General features: G+C 66.6%; 18 protein-coding genes and 1 pseudogene. 15 read left to right on the forward strand and 4 right to left on the reverse strand.

From position 1 onward, the window contains the following. Positions 1-20: 20 nt before the first annotated feature. Positions 21-455: pseudogene (locus tag AC3WK8_RS15635) on the reverse strand (hemerythrin domain-containing protein); the annotation flags it as partial. A 178-nt stretch (positions 456-633) separates the two neighbouring features. Here AC3WK8_RS15635 and norR point away from each other — a divergent pair. From norR to ubiT, 7 genes are all read left to right on the forward strand, one after another. Next, complete coding sequence (gene norR, locus AC3WK8_RS15640) at positions 634-2,154, forward strand: nitric oxide reductase transcriptional regulator NorR (protein ID WP_053129291.1); 1,521 nt, start codon at positions 634-636, stop codon at positions 2,152-2,154. A gap of 81 nt (positions 2,155-2,235) precedes the next feature. Further along, complete coding sequence (gene pdxH / locus AC3WK8_RS15645) at positions 2,236-2,883, forward strand: pyridoxamine 5'-phosphate oxidase (protein WP_103325050.1); 648 nt, start codon at positions 2,236-2,238, stop codon at positions 2,881-2,883. Between the two features lie 103 nt (positions 2,884-2,986). Then, a complete protein-coding gene (gene moaB, locus AC3WK8_RS15650; RefSeq protein ID WP_103325136.1) occupies positions 2,987-3,541 on the forward strand; it encodes a molybdenum cofactor biosynthesis protein B in 555 nt (184 codons plus the stop codon). Then, positions 3,538-4,773: a molybdopterin molybdotransferase MoeA gene (locus AC3WK8_RS15655; protein WP_103325051.1), complete on the forward strand. Its 1,236-nt coding sequence runs from the start codon at positions 3,538-3,540 to the stop codon at positions 4,771-4,773. The genes moaB and AC3WK8_RS15655 overlap by 4 nt, the downstream gene beginning before the upstream one ends. 131 nt (positions 4,774-4,904) lie before the next feature. Beyond that, positions 4,905-5,900: a ubiquinone anaerobic biosynthesis protein UbiU gene (gene ubiU / locus AC3WK8_RS15660; protein WP_053129300.1), complete on the forward strand. Its 996-nt coding sequence runs from the start codon at positions 4,905-4,907 to the stop codon at positions 5,898-5,900. 10 nt (positions 5,901-5,910) lie between these two features. Then, positions 5,911-6,801 carry a U32 family peptidase gene (locus tag AC3WK8_RS15665; RefSeq protein WP_053129303.1) on the forward strand — a complete coding sequence of 297 codons (891 nt, stop codon included), beginning with the start codon at positions 5,911-5,913 and terminating at the stop codon, positions 6,799-6,801. Between the two features lie 131 nt (positions 6,802-6,932). Then, positions 6,933-7,433, forward strand: a complete 501-nt coding sequence (gene ubiT, locus AC3WK8_RS15670) for a ubiquinone anaerobic biosynthesis accessory factor UbiT (RefSeq protein WP_103325052.1) — start codon at positions 6,933-6,935, stop codon at positions 7,431-7,433. Here ubiT and AC3WK8_RS15675 read toward each other — a convergent pair. From AC3WK8_RS15675 to AC3WK8_RS15685, 3 genes are all read right to left on the reverse strand, one after another. After that, positions 7,421-8,098, reverse strand: coding sequence for a Crp/Fnr family transcriptional regulator (locus AC3WK8_RS15675; RefSeq protein WP_053129307.1), 678 nt, complete (start codon positions 8,096-8,098; stop codon positions 7,421-7,423). The two genes, ubiT and AC3WK8_RS15675, sit on opposite strands and share 13 nt — an antisense overlap. An 81-nt stretch (positions 8,099-8,179) precedes the next feature. Then, positions 8,180-8,827 (reverse strand): two-component system response regulator NarL, encoded by a 648-nt coding sequence (gene narL, locus AC3WK8_RS15680; protein WP_103325053.1) that lies wholly within the window; start codon positions 8,825-8,827, stop codon positions 8,180-8,182. Beyond that, positions 8,824-10,614, reverse strand: coding sequence for a HAMP domain-containing protein (locus tag AC3WK8_RS15685; RefSeq protein ID WP_103325054.1), 1,791 nt, complete (start codon positions 10,612-10,614; stop codon positions 8,824-8,826). Before AC3WK8_RS15685 ends, narL begins: the two co-directional genes overlap by 4 nt. A gap of 314 nt (positions 10,615-10,928) precedes the next feature. Between AC3WK8_RS15685 and AC3WK8_RS15690 the strand changes: the two genes are divergently transcribed. The 8 genes from AC3WK8_RS15690 to moaA all read left to right on the forward strand — a co-directional run bounded on the left by AC3WK8_RS15690 (position 10,929) and on the right by moaA (position 22,364). Continuing rightward, the gene (locus tag AC3WK8_RS15690) at positions 10,929-12,224 is read left to right on the forward strand and encodes an MFS transporter (protein WP_103325055.1); all 1,296 of its coding nucleotides are present in this window, start codon (positions 10,929-10,931) and stop codon (positions 12,222-12,224) included. Further along, on the forward strand, positions 12,211-13,608 hold the full coding sequence (locus tag AC3WK8_RS15695) for a NarK family nitrate/nitrite MFS transporter (RefSeq protein WP_103325056.1): 1,398 nt from the start codon (positions 12,211-12,213) through the stop codon (positions 13,606-13,608). The genes AC3WK8_RS15690 and AC3WK8_RS15695 overlap by 14 nt, the downstream gene beginning before the upstream one ends. Positions 13,609-13,678: 70 nt before the next feature. After that, on the forward strand, positions 13,679-17,446 hold the full coding sequence (locus AC3WK8_RS15700) for a nitrate reductase subunit alpha (protein ID WP_103325057.1): 3,768 nt from the start codon (positions 13,679-13,681) through the stop codon (positions 17,444-17,446). A gap of 11 nt (positions 17,447-17,457) precedes the next feature. After that, complete coding sequence (gene narH / locus AC3WK8_RS15705; RefSeq protein WP_068583302.1) at positions 17,458-18,996, forward strand: nitrate reductase subunit beta; 1,539 nt, start codon at positions 17,458-17,460, stop codon at positions 18,994-18,996. 2 nt (positions 18,997-18,998) lie between these two features. Beyond that, on the forward strand, positions 18,999-19,754 hold the full coding sequence (gene narJ / locus AC3WK8_RS15710) for a nitrate reductase molybdenum cofactor assembly chaperone (RefSeq protein WP_068583304.1): 756 nt from the start codon (positions 18,999-19,001) through the stop codon (positions 19,752-19,754). Then, positions 19,747-20,427, forward strand: a complete 681-nt coding sequence (gene narI / locus AC3WK8_RS15715) for a respiratory nitrate reductase subunit gamma (RefSeq protein WP_053129333.1) — start codon at positions 19,747-19,749, stop codon at positions 20,425-20,427. Before narJ ends, narI begins: the two co-directional genes overlap by 8 nt. 10 nt (positions 20,428-20,437) lie before the next feature. Then, positions 20,438-21,361, forward strand: a complete 924-nt coding sequence (locus AC3WK8_RS15720; RefSeq protein ID WP_103325059.1) for a peptidylprolyl isomerase — start codon at positions 20,438-20,440, stop codon at positions 21,359-21,361. Positions 21,362-21,371: 10 nt separating this feature from the next. Next, positions 21,372-22,364: a GTP 3',8-cyclase MoaA gene (gene moaA / locus AC3WK8_RS15725; protein ID WP_068583314.1), complete on the forward strand. Its 993-nt coding sequence runs from the start codon at positions 21,372-21,374 to the stop codon at positions 22,362-22,364. Positions 22,365-22,395: the final 31 nt, after the last annotated feature.

Genomic DNA, 22,395 nt, shown 5'->3' on the forward strand with positions numbered 1-22,395 from the left:
CCCCCCGGGAGGGGGGCGGGTTATTGCAGGGCCTGGGTGAACAGCACGTCGTTTTCCAGCTGGATGTGCTCCAGCAAGTCGTCGCGAAACTCCTGCAGGCCGCTGTACAGGGTGCGCCAGGTGTTGCAGGCGGCCTCTGGGGTGGTGATCTGCCCCGTCAGTTGCATCAACCGTTCCAGGGCTTCGCCGTGCTGGTCGTGCTCCAGGCGCATCACGTGGATCGGCGCGCCGGCCTGGCGGCCCATGCCCCGTTGCAGCATCGGGAACAGCACCTGTTCCTCCTTGAGCATGTGGCTTTCCAGTTCCTGTTGCATGTCCTGCAAGTGATCGGCCAGGCCTTCGGGGCAGTGGCTGTCGCCGGCATGCACCTGTTCCACCCGGCGGGCCAGGCGGATCAGTTCCGGCAGTTGCTCGCGGTGGCGGTCGTGAAAGCGCGACAGGATGTGCTCGATAAGTTCGCTTTGGGACAGTGTCTGGTTCATCAGGAGATTCCTGGGGGGTGTGGGTCTTGCCTGGTGATTGCATCGCCCATGCCAGCTTTGATTGCCCGGAATCAATGGCCGTTTACTGGACTATGGTGAAATCCACCGCGATTTCCCTGGGTAGATATGACCATAGAGGGTGAGGACCACCATGTTGCGAGAAAGCCTGGCCGCCGACCTGATCGTCGAGTTGCCCAATGCCGTGCGGTTGCAACGACTGGTGCAGACCCTGCGCGAATACTTTCGTTGCGGTGCGGTCGGCCTGTTGCGCCTGGAGGACGACAGCCTGCGGCCGCTGGCCACCGTCGGCCTGGTGCACGAGGCCCTCGGGCGGCGCTTCGTGATTGCCCAGCACCCGCGGCTGGCGGCGATCATGGCCTCGCGCGAGCCGACCTGGTTCGAGCCCGACAGCCGCTTGCCGGACCCTTACGACGGCCTGCTCGATACCGCCGTCAGCGAACCCTTGGCCGTGCACGACTGCATGGGCGTGAGCCTGTACATCGAAGGCCGGATCTGGGGCGCGATCACCCTCGATGCCTTGCAGGCCGGCACCTTCGACGATGACGCCCGGGACGAGCTCAAGCGCTGCACCTTGCAGATCGAGGCGGCCGTGCGCGTCACCCGCCTGGAGCAGGAGAACCGCAGCCTGCGCCTGTCCCGCAGCGAACCTGTGGATGTGCGGCGGCCCGTGGAGGAGGGCGAGATCCTCGGCCAGAGCGATGTGTTGCACCAGTTGCTCAATGAGCTGGACGTGCTGGCCGACTCCGAGCTGCCGGTGTTGCTGTTGGGCGAGACCGGGGTTGGCAAGGAGCTGTTCGCCCGGCGCCTGCATCGTCTGTCGCGGCGCAGCCACAAGCCTCTGGTGCAGGTCAACTGCGCGGCCTTGCCTGAATCCCTGGCCGAGAGCGAGCTGTTCGGCCATGTCAAAGGGGCGTTCTCCGGTGCCACCAGCGATCGCGCCGGGCGCTTCGACGCGGCCAACGGCGGCACGCTGTTCCTCGACGAGGTGGGCGAGTTGCCCCTGAGCGTCCAGGCCAAGCTGCTGCGCACCTTGCAAAATGGCGAGATCCAGCGGCTGGGGGCGGACAAGCCGCTGCACGTCAATGTGCGCATCATCGCCGCCACCAACCGGCACTTGCCCGACAGCATCCGCGATGGCCTGTTTCGCGCCGACCTCTATCATCGCTTGTCGGTGTACCCGGTGCCGATCCCGCCGCTGCGCGAGCGCGGCCACGATGTCCTGCTGATCGCCGGGCACTTTCTCGAACTCAACCGCACTCGCCTGGGCTTGCGCGGGCTGCGCCTGTCGGCGGCGGCCGAGCGGGCGCTGCTGGGCTACCGCTGGCCGGGCAACGTGCGCGAACTGGAACACGTGATCGGCCGGGCTGCGCTCAAGCAGCTCAGCCGCGACGGCAGCCGCAGCCTGATCATCACCCTGGAGCCCGAGGCCCTGGACCTGGACAGCACCCCGGCAGCGCCACCGGTGCCCGAGCAGCCGGCGGCCCCGGGTGTGCCCTTGACCTCCCTGGGGGATGCGGTGGATGCCTGCCAGCGCCAGTGCATCGTCCAGGCCTTGCGCCTGAGCGGCGACAACTGGGCCGCTGCGGCGCGGCTGCTGGCAGTGGACCCGAGCAACCTGCACAAGCTGGCCAGGCGCTTGCGGCTCAAGTAGCGCCAGCGGCGTTGATGGCGGTCAAGGTGCGCAGGTGGCGCTGCTTACAGACTGCGCGGCACTTACCAGGAGATCACCGCCATGCCGCTGTCCCTTGCCCAGATGCGCCGTAACTACACCCTAGGTGGCCTGCACGAAGAGCAGGCGCCGGACGATCCGCTGCTGCTGTTCGGCCAGTGGCTGGAGCAGGCGCGGGAAACCGAGAGCGCTCCCGTGGAGGCCAACAGCATGCATCTGGCGACGGTGGACAGCCAGGGCCGGCCCCATGGCCGGGTGTTGCTGCTCAAGGGGGTGAGCGCTGAAGGGTTCACCTTCTTCGGCAATTACCAGAGTGCCAAGGGCCTGGAGCTGGCGGCCAACCCCCAGGCCGCCATGACCTTCTTCTGGCCGGCCCTGGAGCGCCAGGTGCGGATCGAGGGCCCGGTGGCGCGCCTGGCGGATGAGCTGTCCGACGCCTATTTCGATTCCCGGCCCCTGGCCAGCCGCCTCGGCGCCTGGGCCTCGCCCCAGAGCCGGCCGCTGGCCGATCGCGATGAACTGCAGGCGCTGCTGGCCCAGACCATCCGCCGCTTCGTCGAAGAACCCCTGCGCCGGCCCGCGCACTGGGGTGGCTATTGCCTGCAACCCGAGCGCCTGGAGTTCTGGCAAGGGCGGGCCGACCGCCTGCACGACCGTCTCGACTATCGGCGCCAGGGCGGCCAGTGGCGGCGTCAGCGCCTGGCGCCCTGAGCCGCACCCCCCGGAGGTACCTCCAAGGAGGAATGGGCCCGCCGGGGCTTTGGGTCCAGGCTTGGGCCCAAAGCCGATTCCCCAGCTACAGGACACCCAGGCCATGGCCCATTTGTCGCAACGCACCTTTGTATCCTTGAACATCGCCGTGTTGACCATCAGCGATACCCGCACCTTCGAGACCGACAGTTCCGGACAGACCCTGGTCGACCTGTTGCAGGCCGCCGGCCATGCGCTGGTGGACCGCGAGCTGGTCCGGGACGATATCTACCAGATCCGCGCCACGCTCTCGCGCTGGATCGCCGACCCGGCGGTGCAGGTGGTGCTGACCACCGGCGGTACTGGCTTCACTGCGCGGGACAACACGCCCCAGGCGGTGCTGCCGCTACTGGACAAGCACGTGGAAGGCTTCGGCGAATTGTTCCGCCAGGTCTCCCTGGCGGAGATCGGCATGTCGACCCTGCAATCCCGCGCCCTGGCCGGAATGAGCAACGGCGTGCTGGTGTGCTGCGTACCGGGCTCGCCTGGGGCCTGCCGCACCGCCTGGACGCAGATCCTGTACAACCAGCTGGACAGCCGTACCGGCCCGTGCAACTTCGCCCCGCATCTGAAGCCGCAACCCGGCGCGGTCATCGCCGCCTGCGAGGCACGACCATGAGCGTCGGGCCTTGCGACAGCGGCACGCTGCTGCCGGTGGACCTGGCCATCGGCCATTTGCTCGAACGCGCGCCACGCCCGCCGCAACTGCATTGCCTGGCCCTGGAACAGGCCCTGGGCCGGGTCCTCGGGACCGATGTCCACGCCCCGCGTGCCTTGCCAGGCTGGGACAACAGCGCCATGGACGGCTATGCCTTGCGCGCTGCCGACCTGCCGGCCGCGGGTGGCTGCCTGGTCCTGGCCGGGCGGGTCGCTGCGGGCCAGGCGGCGACCACGGCGTTGCTGGCCGGGCAAGCGGTGCGGATCTTCACCGGCGCGCCGCTGCCGCCGGGCGCCGATACGGTGGTGCCCCAGGAGCTGTGCCGGGTCGAGGGCCAGCAACTGTGGTTGCCGGCGGTCAGCGTTGGCCAGCACGTGCGCAAGGCCGGCGAAGAGGTCCGTGAAGGGCATCTGCTGTTGCCCGCCGGCAAGCGCCTGCGGGCCCAGGAGCTGGGCCTGCTGGCGGCTTGCGGGGTCAGTTGGGTCGAGGTCTACCGGCCGCTGCGGGTTGGCCTGCTGAGCAGTGGCGACGAGCTGCGCGACCCCGGCCAGCCCCTGGCGCCGGGGCAGATCTACAACAGCAACCGCTATTGCCTGTCGGCGCTGCTGAAGGGGTGGGGCGTCGAAGTCCACGACTACGGCGCGATGGCCGATGAACTACAGGCCAGCAAGCAGACCCTGCACCTGGCCGCCCAGGAATGCGACCTGTTGCTCAGCTCCGGCGGGGTCTCGGTGGGCGAGGAGGATCACCTCAAGCAGGCGATCCGCGAACTGGGCCAGGTGGACTTCTGGCGCCTGGCCATCCAGCCGGGCAAGCCCCTGGCCTTTGGCACCGTGGCGGGCAAGCCCTGGCTCGGCCTGCCGGGCAACCCGGCGGCGGCGTTGATCACCGCGCTGGTGGTGTTGCGCCCGTTCCTGCTGCGCAGCCAGGGCCTGCGCGATGTCGTGCCGCAACCGGTGGCATTGCCGGCCGGCTTCGACTGGCTGCAAGCCAATCGCCGGCGCCAGTACCTGCGCGCCCGGCTGGTGCCGGGGGATAACGGCCAGTGCCGCGTGCAACTGCATCCCCAGCAGAGTTCGGCGATGCTCAGTGCCGCCTGCTGGGCCGATGGCCTGGCGCTGGTGGAGTGCCAGCAGCAACTGCGCCAGGACGATCCGGTGCAGTTCCTCTCGTTCGCCGAGCTGATGCAGTGAGCGCTCTTGATTATCGTCAAGGTCCTGGCGGGTGCGCTGGCTAGACTGGCAGCGCTTTTTTCCAGCGCTCCGGGCCTGCTGGCGGTCTGCACGAAAGGTGGGTGGAGCAGGTTCTTTGAAGAGGAATGCCCATGCAACTGGTCTGCCCGGCAGGCAACCTGCCTGCACTCAAGGCCGCGGTACGCCAAGGCGCCGACGCGGTCTACGTCGGTTTTCGCGATGACACCAATGCCCGCAGCTTCGCCGGGCTGAACATGGACGACAAGCAGTTCGACGCCGCCGTCGCCCATATCCGCCAACACCAGCGCCAGCTCTATGTGGCGGTCAACACCTACCCCCAGCCCCAGGGCTGGGAGCGCTGGCAACGGGCGGTGGACCGCGCCGCCGACCATGGCGTGGATGCCTTGATCGCCGCCGATCCCGGGGTCCTGGGCTATGCCACCGAGCGCCATCCGCACCTGAGCCTGCACCTGTCGGTGCAAGGCTCGGCCACCAACGCCAGTGCCCTGGCGTTCTACTCCCAGCACTACAACATCCGTCGCGCGGTGTTGCCCCGGGTGCTGTCCCTGGCCCAGGTGCGCCAGGTGGCGGTCAACAGCGCGGTGCCCATCGAGGTGTTCGCCTTCGGCAGCCTGTGCATCATGGCCGAGGGCCGTTGCCACCTGTCGTCCTACATCACCGGCGAATCGCCGAACCTGTGCGGGGTCTGCTCGCCGGCCAAGGCGGTGCGCTGGAGCGAGGATGCCGAGGGCTTGAGCGCCCGCCTGAGCGAAGTGCTAATCGACCGCTATGGGCCCGACGAGCCGGCCGGCTACCCGACCCTGTGCAAGGGTCGGTTCATGGTCGGCGGCAAGCGCTTCCATGCCCTGGAGGAGCCCACCAGCCTCGACACCCTCGACCTGCTGCCGGAGTTGGCGGCGATCGGCGTGCAGGCGGTGAAGATCGAAGGGCGCCAGCGCAGCCCGGCCTATGTCGAGCAAGTCACCCGGGTCTGGCGCGCGGCGCTGGATGCCCATCGCCTGGCGCCCGAGCGTTTTGCGGTCAAGGACCAGTGGCGGCATGTGCTGGCCGGGCTTTCCGAAGGCAGCCAGACCACGCTGGGCGCCTACCACCGTTCATGGCAATGAGGGATTACCGATGAAGCTCAGCCTGGGACCCGTCCTCTACTACTGGGACAAGGAGCGCTTGGCGCGATTCTACGAACAGATGGCCAGCCTGGCGCTGGATGTGATCTACCTGGGGGAAACCGTGTGCTCCAAGCGCCGGGTGTTCAACCTGGACCAGTGGCTGGGCCTGGGCCGCGAGCTGCAGCAGGCCGGTGCGGCGCAGATCGTGCTGTCGGGCCTGACCCTGATCGAGGCCGCCTCCGAGCTGTCGAGCCTGCGCCGGCTGTGTGACAACGGCCAGTTCCTGGTGGAGGCCAACGACATGGGCGCGGTGCAGTTCCTGGCCGAGCGCCAACTGCCGTTCGTGGCCGGCCCGGCGCTGAACCTGTACAACGGCCATGCCCTGGCCAAGCTGCAGGACTGCGGGATGATCCGCTGGGTGCCACCGGTGGAGTGCTCCGCGGCGCTGGTGCGCGCCGTGCTCGAGCAAGTTGCCGGGCTGGGCCGGGCCTTGCCCGAGGTCGAGGTGTTCGCCTACGGCCACCTGCCGCTGGCCTACTCGGCGCGTTGCTTCACCGCCCGTGCGGAAAACCGCCCCAAGGACGATTGCCAGTTCTGCTGCATCAACTACCCCGATGGGCTGGCCCTGAGCAGCCAGGAAGGCCAGGCGCTGTTCACCCTCAATGGCATCCAGACCATGTCGGCCGAGGTCACCAACCTGCTGGCCGATTACCCGGGGCTGGTGGCCTGTGGCGCCGACCTGTTGCGCCTGAGCCCCCGGGCAGAAGGCATGGTCCAGGTAGTGGAGGCCTTCGCCCGGGTCTGCCAGGGCGAGGCGCCACCGCTGTGTGTGGATGGCTGCAATGGTTACTGGCATGGCCAGGCGGGCATGTTGCGGGTCGAGGAGGCGGGACTGTGCTGAAACCTACGCAATGGCTGCTCAAGGGCGTCGCTAAAAACGTGGGCGAGGCCGCCAGCGCAAGGCAAAAACCGGCGAAAAAGCGCAGTTCACTTGAAGTGAATGAGCATTTTGAGCCGGTTTTTAACGCAGCGATGGCAACGCAGGTATTTTTTAGAGGTGCCCTCAAGAGCGCCGACCGGATTTTGCCGTTGCTGCGCCGGGTGCCGTTCGGCCTCCAGCGCCTGGCCCTGGAGCAGGCGCTCAACCGCTGCCTGGCCGAGCCCCTGGCCGATGGCGAGTTCGACCTGTTGCGCGGGCGCTGGTTGTGCCTGCGCATCAGCGACCTGGACCTGACCTGGTACCTGACGCGCCAGCGCGATGGCCTGCACATCGCCCGGCGGGCCCGGGCCGATGTCAGCATCCGCGGCAACTGGCGCGAGTTCCTGCTGCTGGCCAGCCGCCAGGAAGACCCGGATACCTTGTTCTTCCGCCGGCGCCTGGTGATCGAGGGCGATACCGAGCTGGGCCTGACCCTGAAGAACCTGATCGACAGCCTTGACCCGCAGGTGCTGCCGGGGTGGTTGTGGCGCAACCTGGAACGGGCCGGCCAGGGCCTGGCCGGCACCATTGGGCCCGGCGCTCAGCCGGGGTAGTCGGCCAGGCGGTCGAGGGCGAGGATCTGGATGCTGCGCCGCTGCATGCTGATCAAGCCCTCATCCACCAACCGGTGCAGGGTCCGCGAGAAGGTCTCCGGCTGGATGCCGAGCTTGGAGGCCACCAGGCGCTTGGAAACCTGCAACTCGACCCGGCCATCGCTGGGGTCGCATTCCTGGAGCAGGAAGTTGATCACCCGGCGGCTGGCATTGGGCAGGATCAGGGTGTCGATGTCCCGCAGGCGCTGGTGCAGGTGCTGGCTCATGCTGGCCATGACTGCCAGGCACACCTGCGGCTGGTCCTGCAGGGCGTGGCGATAGTGCGCGCCGTCGATGCTCACCAGCACGCAATCCTTGAGGGCACCGGCGCTCACCGGAAAGCTGTGGGCCTGGCTGAACTGCAAGGCCTCGGCGAAGGTCTGGCCGGGCTGGATGATCTCCACCAGGTGCTCCTGGCCCTCGACATTGAGCCGGTACAGCTTGATCTGGCCGCTGACCAGCAGGAAGAAGCGCTTGGCCGGTTCGCCCTGGCGCACCAGGATGTCGTGGCAGGCCAGGCGCTTGAGGGTGGCCAGGGCGCACACGTCCTCGAAGACCTGGCCCGGCAGCTTGGCGAACAGATAGTGGCGACGCAACAGCAGGACGGTGGATGGGTGATTGAGCATGGCGTACCTCCGCTGCCGCCCATGGTAGGGCGGCGGACGCCAGTGGCCCATGCCTCCACCGGCCTACCTCCAAGGGAGCAGTCAGGAGACCTGGCGCAGGTGCTCCATGGCCCACACGGCGGCTTCGACCCGCGAGCGCAGGCCCAGCTTGTGCAGCAGGTTCTTCACATGCACCTTGACCGTGCCCTCGGTGATACCCAGCTTGTGGCCGATGACCTTGTTGCTGTAGCCGCTGGCGATGCTGCGCAGGACCTGGCGCTCGCGCTCGGTGAGCTCGACCTCGTTCTGCCGTGGTGGCGAGCGCAGGGCCTGGGCCATGACCCGGGTCAGTCCCGGGCTGATCACCAGGACGCCGTCCATGGCGTCGCGGATGTACTGGATCAGCAGCTCCGGTTCCATGTCCTTGAGCAGGTAGCCATCGGCGTCCAGGCGCAGGGCATCGCGAATGTCGTCCTCGGCATCGGATACGGTGAACAGCAGGACCTTGCCGGCAAAATCCTGCGTGCGCAGGTGACGCAGGGTTTCCAGGCCGTTCATCTGCGGCATGTTGTTGTCCAGCAGGATCAGGTCCGGTTGCAGCGAGTCCAGCAGGGCCAGGGCCTCGGCACCGTGGTTGGCTTCGCCGACGATGATGAAGTCGTCTTCGAGCTCGAGCATCTGGCGGATGCCGCGACGCATCATCGGATGGTCGTCCACCAGCAGGATGCGGTGGCGCGGGGAGGGGTTCATGAGGGATTACCTTCTGTCAGGCGCCCGAGGAATTCCGGGCGAAACTCCATCTTGACCAGGGTGCCCTGGGGCTCCCGGGAAAAAATCTGCAATTGGCCGCGCAGGCTGCGGGCCCGCTCGTCCATGATGTTCAAGCCGTGGTGCTCGCGCAGGTCGTGGCTCCCGCTGAAGCCACGGCCATCGTCCTCGATCGACAGGCACAGCCGTTCGCCGTGCTGGCGCAGTTGCAGCCAGGCGTTTTGCGCGTGGGCATGGCGCAGGCAGTTGGACAGGGCCTCGCGGGTGATCTGCAGGATGTGGATCTGTTCGCTGGCCGACAGCTCGAAGGCCAGGCTGTCGATGTGCAGGTGGACCTGGAACTCGCCCCGGCGGGAAAACTCGCCGGCAGTGTCCTTGAGTTCCTGCACTAGCCCGGCGTCCTGGATCCGCAGGCGGAAGGTGGTCAGCAACTCGCGCAATTGGCGGTAGGCGGTGTTCAGGCCTTCACGCAGCTCGCTGGTGACGTTCTCCAGGGTCGCCACCGGCTCGCCCCGGCGCATCAGGGTCTGCATGCGGCTGACCTGCAGCTTCATGTAGGACAGTGCCTGGGCCAGGGAGTCGTGCAGTTCGCGGGCGATGATCGCGCGTTCCTCCAGCAGTACCAGGCGGTGATCCTGCTCGCGCTGGCGCTTGAGCTGCAACGAGGTGCCGATCAGGTTGGCCAGGGCCTGGATCAGTTCGATTTCCCAGGGCTGGGGTTCCAGGCCGTTGTGAAAGTGCGCCTTGAGTTCACCGAAGGCGCCGCCCTGGTGGCTGATGTCGAAGGCCAGGCTGTCGCTGCGCTGGCGGCAGCTGGCGCAGTCGCTGCTGGCGCAGATCTGCCGGTTGTCGCTGCCATGCAGGGCCAGCAATTGCTTGGCCTGGGCCTGGCCTTGCAGGCACAACGACAGGCGCAGGCCCGGCAGGCGTTCCTGGAAGCGCCGGATCAGCTCGTCCAGGCCTTCGGCATTGGCCTGGCGGGTGGCCAGGTTGCGACTGCTCTGGTACAGCAGCTCCAGCGCGGCGTTGGCCTGTTGCAGGTGCAGGGTCTTCTGCCGGACCTGGGTTTCCAGGGTGCGATGGGACTGCTCGATGGTCTCGGCCATGGCGTTGAAACTGGTGGCCAGCTGGCCCAGCTCGTCCTCGGACTGGTGGTTGACCCGGGCCCGGAAATCGCCGCAGCGAAAGCGCTGGGTGGCGTCCACCAGCTCCTTGAGCGGACTGATCACGTTGGATTGCAGTTCGTACAGGCCGAACAGCAGGACGATCATGGTGGTGAACAAGGCCGCGCCCTGGATCAGTTGCTGCCAGCCTTGCTTGTGCTCGTTCTCGTGCTGCAACAGGCTGACGAACTGGTTGAGCCGCTCGACGAAGGGCTGGGTGCTGGCCTGGAACAGCCTGGCATCGCCGCGTTGCAGCGCCGGTTGCAGGATCTGCTGCCAGTCGTCCTGCAACTGCCGGTAGCTGAGTTGCAGGTCGAGGTCGTTGCCGTCCTCCAGCACGGTCTTGAGCGCCGGGCTGTTGAGGCGTTGTTGCAGGCTCTGGCTGATGCGCTCGAGCTCGTCGGCCCCGGCGCCGGCGGCCAATTTCCAGCTCAGGTGGTAGGTCTCCATGCGCACCGAACCTGCGGTATTGATCGCCGCCGCGTCGCCCTGGCTGAACCAGGCGATCAGGCCGGCGCTGAGGGAGCTGGCCAGGGCCAGCACGCTGATCAGGATCACCGCCAGGCCGGCGCGGGCCGGTAGCGAACTGCGCAACCAGGCGATCATCGGCGATCACCGAAAGCGGGCAGCAGAGAAGGGGGCATGTAGCGCTCCGGGATGGCAAAAGGTTGTTTCGCAGCCTGTCCCTGGCGCTCTACCTCCAAAGAGTTGTTCAGCCAAGGTTGCCTCGCGCGGCTCCTGGGGAAACCGGCAAGACCCTGATAAACAAAGGGTTCAGAGGTTTTTCGGCGCTACCTCCTTGGAGGTAGGCGGCGCAAGCATAGACATGCAGGCGCCTGGGCTTCCTTGATCGGTGTCAAGTTTTATCGGGGTTGGCCTCCCTAGTCTGCAGCCATGGATCAATGGCTGGAGACTCCAAGATGACTCAACCACGATTACGCCAAGGCCTGGTGCTGGGCATGAGCACCCTGGCCTTCACCGTCTGCTTCATGGTCTGGATGATGTTTGCCGTGCTCGGCGTGCCGATCAAGGAGCTGTTGCAGCTCAACGAAACCCAGTTCGGCCTGCTGACCGCCACCCCGGTGCTGACCGGTTCCCTGGTGCGCCTGCCGCTGGGCATGCTCACCGACCGCTTCGGCGGACGCAGCGTGTTCTGCCTGCTGATGCTGGCCTGCGTGTTGCCGCTGTACCTGGTCAGCCATGCCACCACCTATTGGCAGTTCCTGGTGCTGGGCTTGTTCGTCGGCTTGGCCGGGGGCTCGTTCTCGGTGGGCATCGCCTATGTCGCCAAGTGGTTCGACCAGGACAACCAGGGCCTGGCCATGGGCATCTTCGGTGCGGGCAATGCAGGCTCGGCGGTCACCAAGTTCCTCGCCCCGGCGCTGATCGCCGCCGGCAGCTGGCAACTGGTACCCAAGGTGTTCAGCGCCATCCTGTTCCTCACCGCGCTGTTGTTCTGGTTCTTCAGCGCCGACAACAAGGCCCATCGCCGGGTGTCCACGGTCGGCTTGGGCGAACAGCTCAAGGCCCTGGCCGAGCCTGCCGTGTGGCGCTACTGCCAGTACTACTCGATCGTCTTCGGCGGGTATGTGGCCCTGGCCCTGTGGATGACCAAGTACTACGTGCAGGAGTACGGCTTCAGCCTGCAGAGCGCCGCGCTGTTGGCCGCCTGTTTCTCCCTGCCGGGCGGGGTGCTACGCGCCGTCGGCGGCTGGATGTCGGACCGCTGGGGCGCCCAGAGCGTGACCTGGTGGGTGCTGTGGGTGAGCTGGATCTGCCTGTTCCTGCTGTCCTACCCGCAGACCCAGTTGCAGGTGCAGACCGTCGACGGCCCGCTGGACTTCCATATCGGTCTGAACCCTGCGCTGTTCACCGTGCTGCTGTTCGTCATGGGCATCGCCTTCGCCTTCGGCAAGGCCTCGGTCTTCAAGTACATCGCCAACGACTACCCGCAGAACATGGGCGCGGTGTCCGGCATCGTCGGCCTGGCCGGCGGCCTGGGCGGGTTCATCCTGCCGATCCTGTTCGGCGCCCTGGTGGACCTCACCGGCGTGCGCTCTTCCTGCTTCATGTTGATGTACGGCGTGGTCTGGGTGTCGCTGATCTGGATGTACCTCAGCGAGATCCGCCGGCGCCCGCTACTGGGCAAGCACCCATCCGCCATCCAGGCACCGTTTTCGAGCATTTCCCAAGGAGAAGAACATGTCGGTTCTTAATACGCCCGGCACTGGCCCGGTGATCCACGACTGGCGCCCGGAGGACCCGGCCTTCTGGGGCCAGGGCGGCAAGCGCACGGCCACCCGCAACCTGTGGATCTCGATTCCCGCGCTGTTGCTGGCTTTCGCCGTGTGGATGGTCTGGAGCACGGTGATCGTGCGCCTCAACGCCATCGGCTTCAGCTTCAGCACCGACCAGCTGTTTTGGCTGGCGGCCCTGCCGGGACTCTCGGGAGCGGCGCTGCGAGTGTTCTACTCGTTCATGGTGCCGATCTTCGGTGGCCGGCGCTGGACCGCCCTGAGCACAGCCTCGCTGCTGGCGCCGTCGCTGTGGATGGGCTTTGCCGTGCAGGACCCGGCCACGCCCTACAGCGTGTTCGTGATGATCGCGCTGCTGTGCGGTTTTGGCGGCGGCAACTTCGCCTCGAGCATGGCCAACATCAGCTTCTTCTACCCCAAGTCGCAGCAGGGCACGGCCCTGGGCTTGAACGCCGGGCTGGGCAACCTCGGGGTGTCGGTGATGCAGTTCTGCGTACCGCTGGTGATCACCTTCGGCCTGTTCGGGGTGCTGGGCGGCCAACCCCAGGTGCTGGCCGACGGTGGCCGGTTGTGGTTGCAGAATGCCGGTTTCATCTGGGTGCCGTTCATCCTGCTGGTGACCCTGGCGGCCTGGTTCGGCATGAACGACCTGTCCAGCGCCAGGGCCTCGTTCAGCGAGCAGGCGGTGATCTTCAAGCGCAAGCACAACTGGCTGATGTGCTGGTTGTACCTGGCCACCTTCGGCTCGTTCATCGGCTTCTCGGCCGCGTTCCCGCTGCTGATCAAGACTGCCTTTCCCCAGGTCAACGCCCTGACGTTCGCCTTCCTCGGCCCGCTGGTGGGCGCCCTGGTCCGGCCACTGGGCGGCTGGCTGGCGGACAAGCTGGGCGGCGCGCGGGTGACCCTGTGGAACTTCGTACTGATGATCCTGATGGTCTTCGGCGTGCTGGCGTTCATTCCGCAGCCGGGGGAGAGCGGCAACTTCTACGGCTTCCTCGGCCTGTTCATGCTGCTGTTCATCACCACCGGCATCGGCAACGGTTCGACCTTCCGCATGATCCCGGTGATCTTTCGCACCCTGCATGAGTGCGCCGCCAGCGGCAAGGGCAGTGCCGCCCGCGAGCAGGCCCTCAAGGACGCCGGCAAGGAGTCGGCCGCGGTGCTGGGCTTCAGCTCGGCCATGGGGGCTTTCGGCGCCTTCTTCATTCCCAAGACCTTCGGCACCTCGATGAGCCTGACCGGCAGCCCGGCGCTGGCCTTCTACATGTTCGTGGTGTTCTACCTGAGCTGCATCGTCGTGACCTGGTGGTGGTACGCCCGCAAGGGCGCCCAGACCCCTTGCTGACATGCCCCCGTATCCAACCTTTGCCGAGTCGGGGCGCAGAACCCCGCAGCACGCCTGAGAGGACAGCATCATGAGTCACTTGCTGGATCAACTGCGGTTTTTCAACCGCAAGCAAGGCGAGTTTTCCGCCGGTCACGGGGAAACTCGCAAGGAATCGCGCGACTGGGAGAACGTCTACCGTTCGCGCTGGCAGTACGACAAGATCGTGCGCTCCACCCACGGGGTGAACTGCACCGGATCGTGTTCGTGGAAGATCTACGTGAAGAACGGCCTGATCACCTGGGAAACCCAGCAGACCGACTACCCGCGCACCCGCACCGACCTGCCCAACCACGAGCCCCGTGGTTGCCCCCGGGGCGCCAGCTACAGCTGGTACATCTACAGTGCCAACCGCCTGAAGTACCCCAAGGTACGCAAGGCGCTGCTCAAGCTGTGGCGCGAGGCGCGCCAGACCCTGCCACCCGTGGAGGCCTGGGCCAGCATCGTCGAGGACCGGGCCAAGGCCGACTCCTACAAGAGCAAGCGCGGCATGGGCGGCTTCATCCGTTCCAGCTGGGACGAGGTGACCCAGATCATCGCCGCCGCCAACGTCTACACCGTGAAGCAGTACGGCCCGGACCGGGTGGTGGGCTTCTCGCCGATCCCGGCCATGTCGATGATCAGCTACGCCGCCGGCGCCCGTTACCTGTCGCTGATCGGCGGCACCTGCCTGAGCTTCTACGACTGGTACTGCGACCTGCCTCCCGCCTCGCCGATGGTCTGGGGCGAGCAGACCGACGTGCCGGAGTCGGCCGACTGGTACAACTCCAACTACATCATCGCCTGGGGTTCCAACGTCCCGCAGACCCGTACCCCCGATGCGCACTTCTTCACCGAGGTGCGCTACAAGGGCACCAAGACCGTGGCCATCACCCCGGACTATTCGGAGGTGGCCAAGCTCACCGACCTGTGGCTCAACCCCAAGCAGGGCACCGACGCGGCCCTGGCCCAGGCCTTCAACCATGTGATCTTCAAGGAATTCCACCTGGAGCGGCCCAGCGCCTATTTCACCGAATACGCCAAGCGCTACACCGACCTGCCGGTGCTGGTGCTGCTCAAGCCGATGCTCGGCACCGCACCGGGCGCCGGCTACCAGCCAGACCGCTTCCTGCGCGCCTCGGACCTGGCCGACAACCTGGGCCAGGACAACAACCCCGAGTGGAAGACCATCGCCCTGGATGCCGATGACCAGCTGGTCTCGCCCCAAGGCTCGATCGGCTATCGCTGGGGCGAGCAGGGCAAGTGGAACATCCTGCCCCGCGAGGGCGCCGCCGGGCGCGAGATCGACCTGCGCCTGAGCCTGATCGGCGGCGACGTCGCCGAGGTGGCGTTCCCCTACTTCGCCGGTTCCGGCCACGAGCACTTCGAGCATGTGGCGGGCGATGCCGTGCAGTTTCGCCGGGTGCCGGTGCGCAGCCTGACCCTGGCCGACGGCAGCCAGGTCAAGGTGGCCACGGTGTTCGACCTGTCGGCGGCCAACCTGGCCATCGACCGCGGCCTGGGCGGCGCCAACGTCGCTCGCGACTACGACGACGCCAACATACCGGGGACCCCGGCCTGGCAGGAGCAGATCACCGGCGTCAGCCGCGAGAAGGCGATCCAGATCGCCCGGGAGTTCGCCGACAACGCCGACAAGACCCGTGGCCGCTCGATGATCATCCTCGGCGCGGCGCTCAACCACTGGTACCACATGGACATGAGCTACCGCGGGCTGATCAACATGCTCATGCTCTGCGGCTGCATCGGCCAGACCGGTGGCGGCTGGGCCCACTACGTCGGCCAGGAGAAACTGCGCCCGCAGTGCGGCTGGCTGCCCCTGACCTTCGGCCTGGACTGGAGCCGGCCACCCCGGCAGATGAACGGCACCAGTTTCTTCTATGCCCACAGCTCGCAGTGGCGCCACGAGAAGATGAACATGCACGACGTGCTCTCGCCCCTGGCCGACAAGAGCCAGTTCCCCGAGCACGCCCTGGACTACAACATCCGCGCCGAGCGCGCCGGCTGGCTGCCCAGCTCGCCGCAGTTCAGCAGCAACCCGCTGCACATCTGCCGCGACGCCGCCGCGGCCGGCATGGCGCCCAAGGACTACGTGGTCAAGGCCTGGCAGGACGGCAGCCTGCGCTTCGCCTGCGAGCAGCCGGACGATCCGGCCAACTTCCCGCGCAACATGTTCATCTGGCGTTCCAACCTGCTGGGCTCCTCCGGCAAGGGCCACGAGTACATGCTCAAGTACCTGCTGGGCACCCGCAACGGCGTGATGAACGAGGACATCGGCCAGTCCGGCGACTGCAAGCCGCAGGAAGCCGAATGGGTCGAGCAGGGCCCGACCGGCAAGCTGGACCTGGTCACCACCCTGGATTTCCGCATGTCCTCGACCTGCGTGTATTCCGACATCGTCCTGCCGACCGCGACCTGGTACGAGAAGGACGACATGAACACCTCGGACATGCACCCCTTCATCCACCCGCTGTCGGCGGCCATCGACCCGGCCTGGGAGTCGCGCACCGACTGGGAGATCTACAAGAGCATCGCCAAGGCCTTCTCCGAGATGAGCGCAGGGCACCTGGGGGTCGAGCAAGACCTGGTCACCGTGCCGCTGCTGCATGACAGCGTCGGCGAGCTGGCCCAACCCTTCGGCGGCAGCGACTGGAAGACCGCCGGAGTGGCGCCGCAGCCAGGCAAGAACGCGCCGAACCTGCAAGTGGTGGAGCGCAACTACCCGAACATCTACAAACAGTTCACTTCCCTGGGCCCGTTGCTGGAAAAACTCGGCAACGGCGGCAAGGGCATCAACTGGAATACCGAGGAGGAAGTCCAACTGCTCGGCGAGTTGAACTACCGCGAGCAGGAGGCGGGCATCAGCCAGGGCCGGCCGAAGATCGACACCGCCATCGACGCCGCCGAAGTGGTGCTGTCCCTGGCCCCGGAAACCAACGGTCGCGTGGCGCTCAAGGCCTGGGAAGCCCTGTCGCGGTTTACCGGTATCGACCACAGCCACCTGGCGCAATCCAAGGCCCATGAGGCGATCCGCTTCCGCGATATCCAGGCCCAGCCGCGCAAGATCATCTCCAGCCCGACCTGGTCCGGCCTGGAAGACGACCACGTGAGCTACAACGCCGGCTACACCAACGTCCACGAGAACATCCCGTGGCGCACCATCACCGGGCGCCAGCAGTTCTACCAGGACCACCCATGGATGCAGGCCTTCGGCGAGCAGTTGATGAACTACCGGCCACCGGTGGACACCCGGACCATCGAAGCGGTGAAGGGCAAGCGCGCCAACGGCAACCCGGAGATTGTCCTCAACTGGATCACCCCGCACCAGAAGTGGGGGATCCACAGCACCTACAGCGACAACCTGCTGATGCTCACCCTGAGCCGTGGCGGGCCGATCGTCTGGCTCTCGGAGATCGACGCCAAGCGCGCCGGTATCCAGGACAACGACTGGATCGAATGCTTCAACGCCAACGGCGCGGCGACCGCCCGGGCGGTGGTCAGCCAGCGGGTCAAGGAGGGCATGGTGATGATGTACCACGCCCAGGAACGGATCGTGAACGTGCCCGGTTCCGAGACCACCGGCACCCGTGGCGGCCACCACAACTCGGTGACCCGGGTGGTGCTCAAGCCCACCCACATGATCGGCGGCTATGCCCAGCAGGCCTACGGTTTCAACTATTACGGCACGGTCGGTTGCAACCGCGACGAGTTCGTCGTGGTGCGCAAGATGGCCGAGGTCGACTGGCTCGACGGTTCCCGTGGCGACGAGCTGCCACAGCCGTTGCCCACCGAGATGGAATGAGGAATGCAGTCATGAAGATCCGTTCGCAAATCGGCATGGTCCTGAACCTGGACAAATGCATTGGCTGCCACACCTGCTCGGTCACCTGCAAGAACGTCTGGACCAGCCGTGAGGGTATGGAATACGCCTGGTTCAACAACGTCGAGACCAAGCCCGGGATCGGCTACCCCAAGGAGTGGGAGAACCAGGACAAGTGGAAGGGCGGTTGGGTGCGCAACGCCAATGGCTCGATCAACCCGCGCATCGGCGGCAAGTTCCGGGTGTTGGCCAATATCTTCGCCAACCCCGAGCTGCCAGGCCTCGACGACTACTACGAGCCCTTCGACTTCGACTACCAGCACCTGCACACCGCGCCTTCGGGCAACCACCAGCCCACCGCGCGACCACGCTCGGTGGTGTCGGGCAAGCGCATGGAGAAGATCGAGTGGGGGCCCAACTGGGAGGAGATCCTGGGCAGTGAGTTCGCCAAGCGCCGCAAGGATCGCAACTTCGACCAGATCCAGGCGGACATCTACGGTGAGTACGAAAACACCTTCATGATGTACCTGCCGCGCCTGTGCGAGCACTGCTTGAACCCGGCCTGCGCGGCGTCCTGCCCGAGCGGGGCGATCTACAAGCGCGAGGAAGACGGCATCGTCCTGATCGACCAGGAGAAGTGCCGTGGCTGGCGCATGTGCATCAGCGGCTGCCCGTACAAGAAGATCTATTTCAACTGGAAGAGCGGCAAGTCCGAGAAGTGCATCTTCTGCTACCCACGGATCGAGGCCGGCATGCCCACCGTGTGCGCCGAGACCTGCGTCGGGCGCATTCGCTACCTCGGCGTGCTGCTCTACGATGCCGACCGCATCAGCGAGGTGGCCAGCACCGCCGACGAGCAGGACCTGTACCAGAAACAGCTGGAGATCTTCCTCGACCCCCACGATCCGGCGGTGATCCGCCAGGCCTTGGCCGATGGCGTGCCGCAGTCGGTGATCGACGCCGCGCAGCGCTCGCCGGTGTACAAGATGGCCGTGGACTGGCAACTGGCACTGCCGCTACACCCGGAATACCGGACCTTGCCGATGGTCTGGTACGTGCCGCCGCTGTCGCCGATCCAGAACGCCGCCGCGGCCGGCACTGTGGGCATGAGCGGGGTGATCCCGGATGTCGACAGCCTGCGTATCCCGTTGCGCTACCTGGCCAACCTGCTGACCGCCGGTGACGAGCAACCGGTCCGGCGCGCGCTCAAGCGCCTGCTGGCGATGCGCGCCTACAAACGCTCGGAACAGGTGGACGGTACGCCGGACCTGCAAGTCCTGGCTGACGTCGGCCTGAGCGTGGCCCAGGTCGAGGAGATGTACCGCTACCTGGCCATCGCCAACTACGAAGATCGCTACGTGGTGCCCAGCGCCCATCGCGAAGAGGCCATGAGCGATGCCTTCGCCGAGCGTTCGGGCTGCGGCTTCAGCTTCGGCAGCGGCTGCAGCGGCAGTTCCGACACCAATCTGTTCGGCGCGAAGAAGGCCAACCGCCGCGACATCATCAAGACCGTCCAGCTGTGGGAGGACTGACCATGCGCATTCTCAAGGTGATTTCACTGCTGCTCGACTACCCGACCCAGGAACTGGTCGCGGGCCGCGACGAACTGGAGCAGGCGATCATCCAGGCCCGGGAGATCAGCCCGCGCCAGCGCGGGGCGCTGTTCGAACTGCTGGAACTGATCTGCAACAACGACCTGATGGACCGCCAGGAACACTACGGGGCGCTGTTCGGCCGGGGCCGCTCGCTGTCGCTGCTGCTGTTCGAGCACGTGCACGGCGAGTCCCGCGATCGCGGCCAGGCCATGGTCGACCTGCTGGCCCAGTACGAGGCGGCGGGTTTCGCCCTGGGCGTCAAGGAGCTGCCGGACTACATCCCGCTGTACCTGGAGTACCTGTCGACTCGCGATGAGCTGGAGGCGCGCGAGGGCCTGGCCGATGTCGCGCACCTGCTGGCGCTGCTCGCCGCCCGCCTGGAGGAGCGCGAGAGCTTCTATGCCGGCTGCTTCCGCGCCTTGTTGCAGATCGCCGGGGCCGAGCCGCACCAGGCCGTGGCCGATGTGCGTGAGCAGGTGGCGGCGGAGCAGCGCGACGACTCCCTGGAGGCCCTGGACAAGATCTGGGAGGAGGAGGCGGTGGACTTCCTCCAGGCCCAGCAGCAGGACCGTTGCGCCGGACAGGCCAGTGCGCCGGGCAAGCCCCGGGAGGAAAGCGCGGTGCCGCTGCACTGGGTGGATTTTCAGGATCAAGGGCTGGCCCGCAAGCCGGCCGGGGAGGTGGGTAATGTCTAAGTGGAACCTGTTGTTGTTCGGGGTGTATCCCTATGTGGCCCTGGCGATCTGCCTGCTGGGCAGCTGGGCGCGGTTCGACCTGTCCCAGTACACCTGGAAGGCCGGCTCCAGCCAGATGCTCTCCAGCCGTGGCATGCGGCTGGCGAGCAACCTGTTTCACATTGGCGTGCTGTTCGTCCTGGCCGGGCATTTCGTCGGCTTGCTGACCCCGGCCTCGGTCTATCACCACGTGATCAGCACCGAGCACAAGCAACTGCTGGCCATGGTTTCCGGTGGCTTTTTCGGCCTCCTGTGCCTGCTGGGCCTGGTGCTGCTGATCAAGCGGCGCCTGACCGACCCTCGGGTACGGGCGACCTCCAGCACTTCGGACATCCTGATCCTGCTGGTGCTGCTGGCCCAGTTGCTGCTGGGCTTGCTGACCATCGTCGCCTCCACCGGGCACATGGACGGTTCGGTGATGGTGATGCTCGCCGACTGGGCGCAGTACACCGTGCTGTTGCGGCCGGTGGATGCGGCGGCGGCCATCGCTCCGGTGGCCCTGGTGTACAAGCTGCATGTGCTGCTGGGCCTGAGCCTGTTCGTGCTGTTTCCCTTTACCCGCCTGGTGCACATCGTCAGTGCCCCGGTGTGGTACCTGGGCCGGCGTTATCAAATCGTGCGGCACAAAGCCTGAGGAGGCGACCATGACCAGTGGATGCGGATGTGGCGGTAATGGGGGTGGCAATGGCGGCTGCTCCTCCTCGGCAGTGCACCCGCCCCAGGCGGTGGAACAGGGGCCGGAGCTGGCGGTGGAGGTAACGCCGCAGCTGATTGCCAGCAGTGAGCAGGAATGGCCGGTGGTCAGTGTCAACGGCACCCTGATCGAGCCCCAGGCCATGGCCCAGGAGCTGCAATACCATCCAGCGGCCGATCGCCAGGAGGCGGTGTTCCTGGCCGCCAGGGCGCTGGTGATCCGCGAGCTGTTGCAGCAACGGATCGCCGAGATGGGCCTTGCGGCCCGGCTAGGGGCCGGGGAGAACCAGGAGGAGGCGGCCACCCGCTTGCTCCTGGAACATGAGGTGCAGGTGCCCGAATGCGATGAGGCCAGCTGCCAGCGCTACTACGCCAGCAACCGCGGGCGCTTCCACAGCGCGCCGCTGCTGGCGGTGCGGCATATCCTGCTCGAGTGCGCCCCGGACGATGCCCAGGCGCGGGCCCAGGCCTTCACCCAGGCGCAGATTCTCTGCGAGCGGCTGGTGCAGTTCCCCGGGCAGTTCGCCGAGCTGGCGCGCAAGTACTCGGCCTGTCCGTCCAAGGAGCAGGGCGGCGAGTTGGGGCAGATCAGCAAGGGCCAGACCGTGCCGGAGCTGGAGCGCCAGTTGTTCACCCAGGGCCAGGGCCTGGTGGCCAAGCCTTTGGAGAGTCGTTATGGCTGGCACGTGCTGAGCGTCGACCAGCGGATCGAGGGCCAGCCCTTGCCCTACGAGGCGGTGGCCACGGCGATCCGTACCCAGCTGCAGCAGGGGGTATGGCAGAAGGCGGTGGTGCAATACCTGCAGACCCTGGTGGGCGCCGCGGACATCCGCGGGATCCGCCTGCAGGGTGCCGATTCGCCGCTGGTGCAATAGGAGCAGGAGCATGGGCAAGCTGATGCAGGATGGCTTCGGGCGGCAGATCGACTACCTGCGCCTGTCGGTGACCGATCGCTGCGATTTGCGTTGTGTCTATTGCATGGCCAGCGACATGACGTTCCTGCCGCGCCAGCAGGTGCTGACTCTGGAGGAATTGCTGCGCCTGGCCACGCTGTTCGTCGGCCAGGGCGTGCGCAAGATCCGCCTGACCGGCGGCGAACCGCTGGTGCGTCCAGGGATTGTCGAGCTGTGCCGGCAGATCGCGGCCTTGCCGGGCCTGCGGGAGTTGGTGATGACCACCAACGGCACGCAGTTGCAGCGCCTGGCCCGGCCCCTGGCCGACGCCGGGGTGCGCCGGCTGAACATCAGCCTGGACAGCCTGGACGGCCAGCGCTTCCGGGCCATCACCCGCAACGGTGACCTGGACCAGGTGCTGCGCGGTATCGAGGCCGCGCGGCAGGCCGGTTTCGAAGGCATCAAGCTCAACTGCGTGGTGATGCAGGGGCGCAATTTCGACGAGGTGCCGGCGCTGCTGCAATACGCTATCGACCAGGGCATCGATATCACCTTCATCGAGGAAATGCCCCTGGGGGAGGTGGGGCGCTCGCGGGGCGAGGCGTTCTGTGCCAGCGACCAGGTGCGGCGGCTGATCGCCAGCCGCCATGCCTTGCTCGACAGCGCCGAGAACAGCGGCGGCCCGGCGCGCTACATGCGCCTGGTGGAGCATCCGCGAACCCGCGTCGGTTTCATTTCACCCAACAGCCACAACTTCTGCGCCACCTGCAACCGGGTGCGCCTGACCGTCGAAGGCAAGCTGTTGCTGTGCCTGGGCCAGGAAGATTCCCTGGACTTGCGCGGCCTGCTGCGCCGCTATCCGCTGGACGATGCGCCGCTGATCGACGCCCTGCAACAGGCGTTGCGGCGCAAGCCGCTGCGCCATGACTTCGATCCCCAAGGCGCGGTGCAACTGGTGCGCTTCATGAACATGAGCGGGGGTTGACGCGCCACTTGCCGCCAACCCTTCCATCCCG

The organism is Pseudomonas sp. FW507-12TSA (assembly GCF_058781435.1).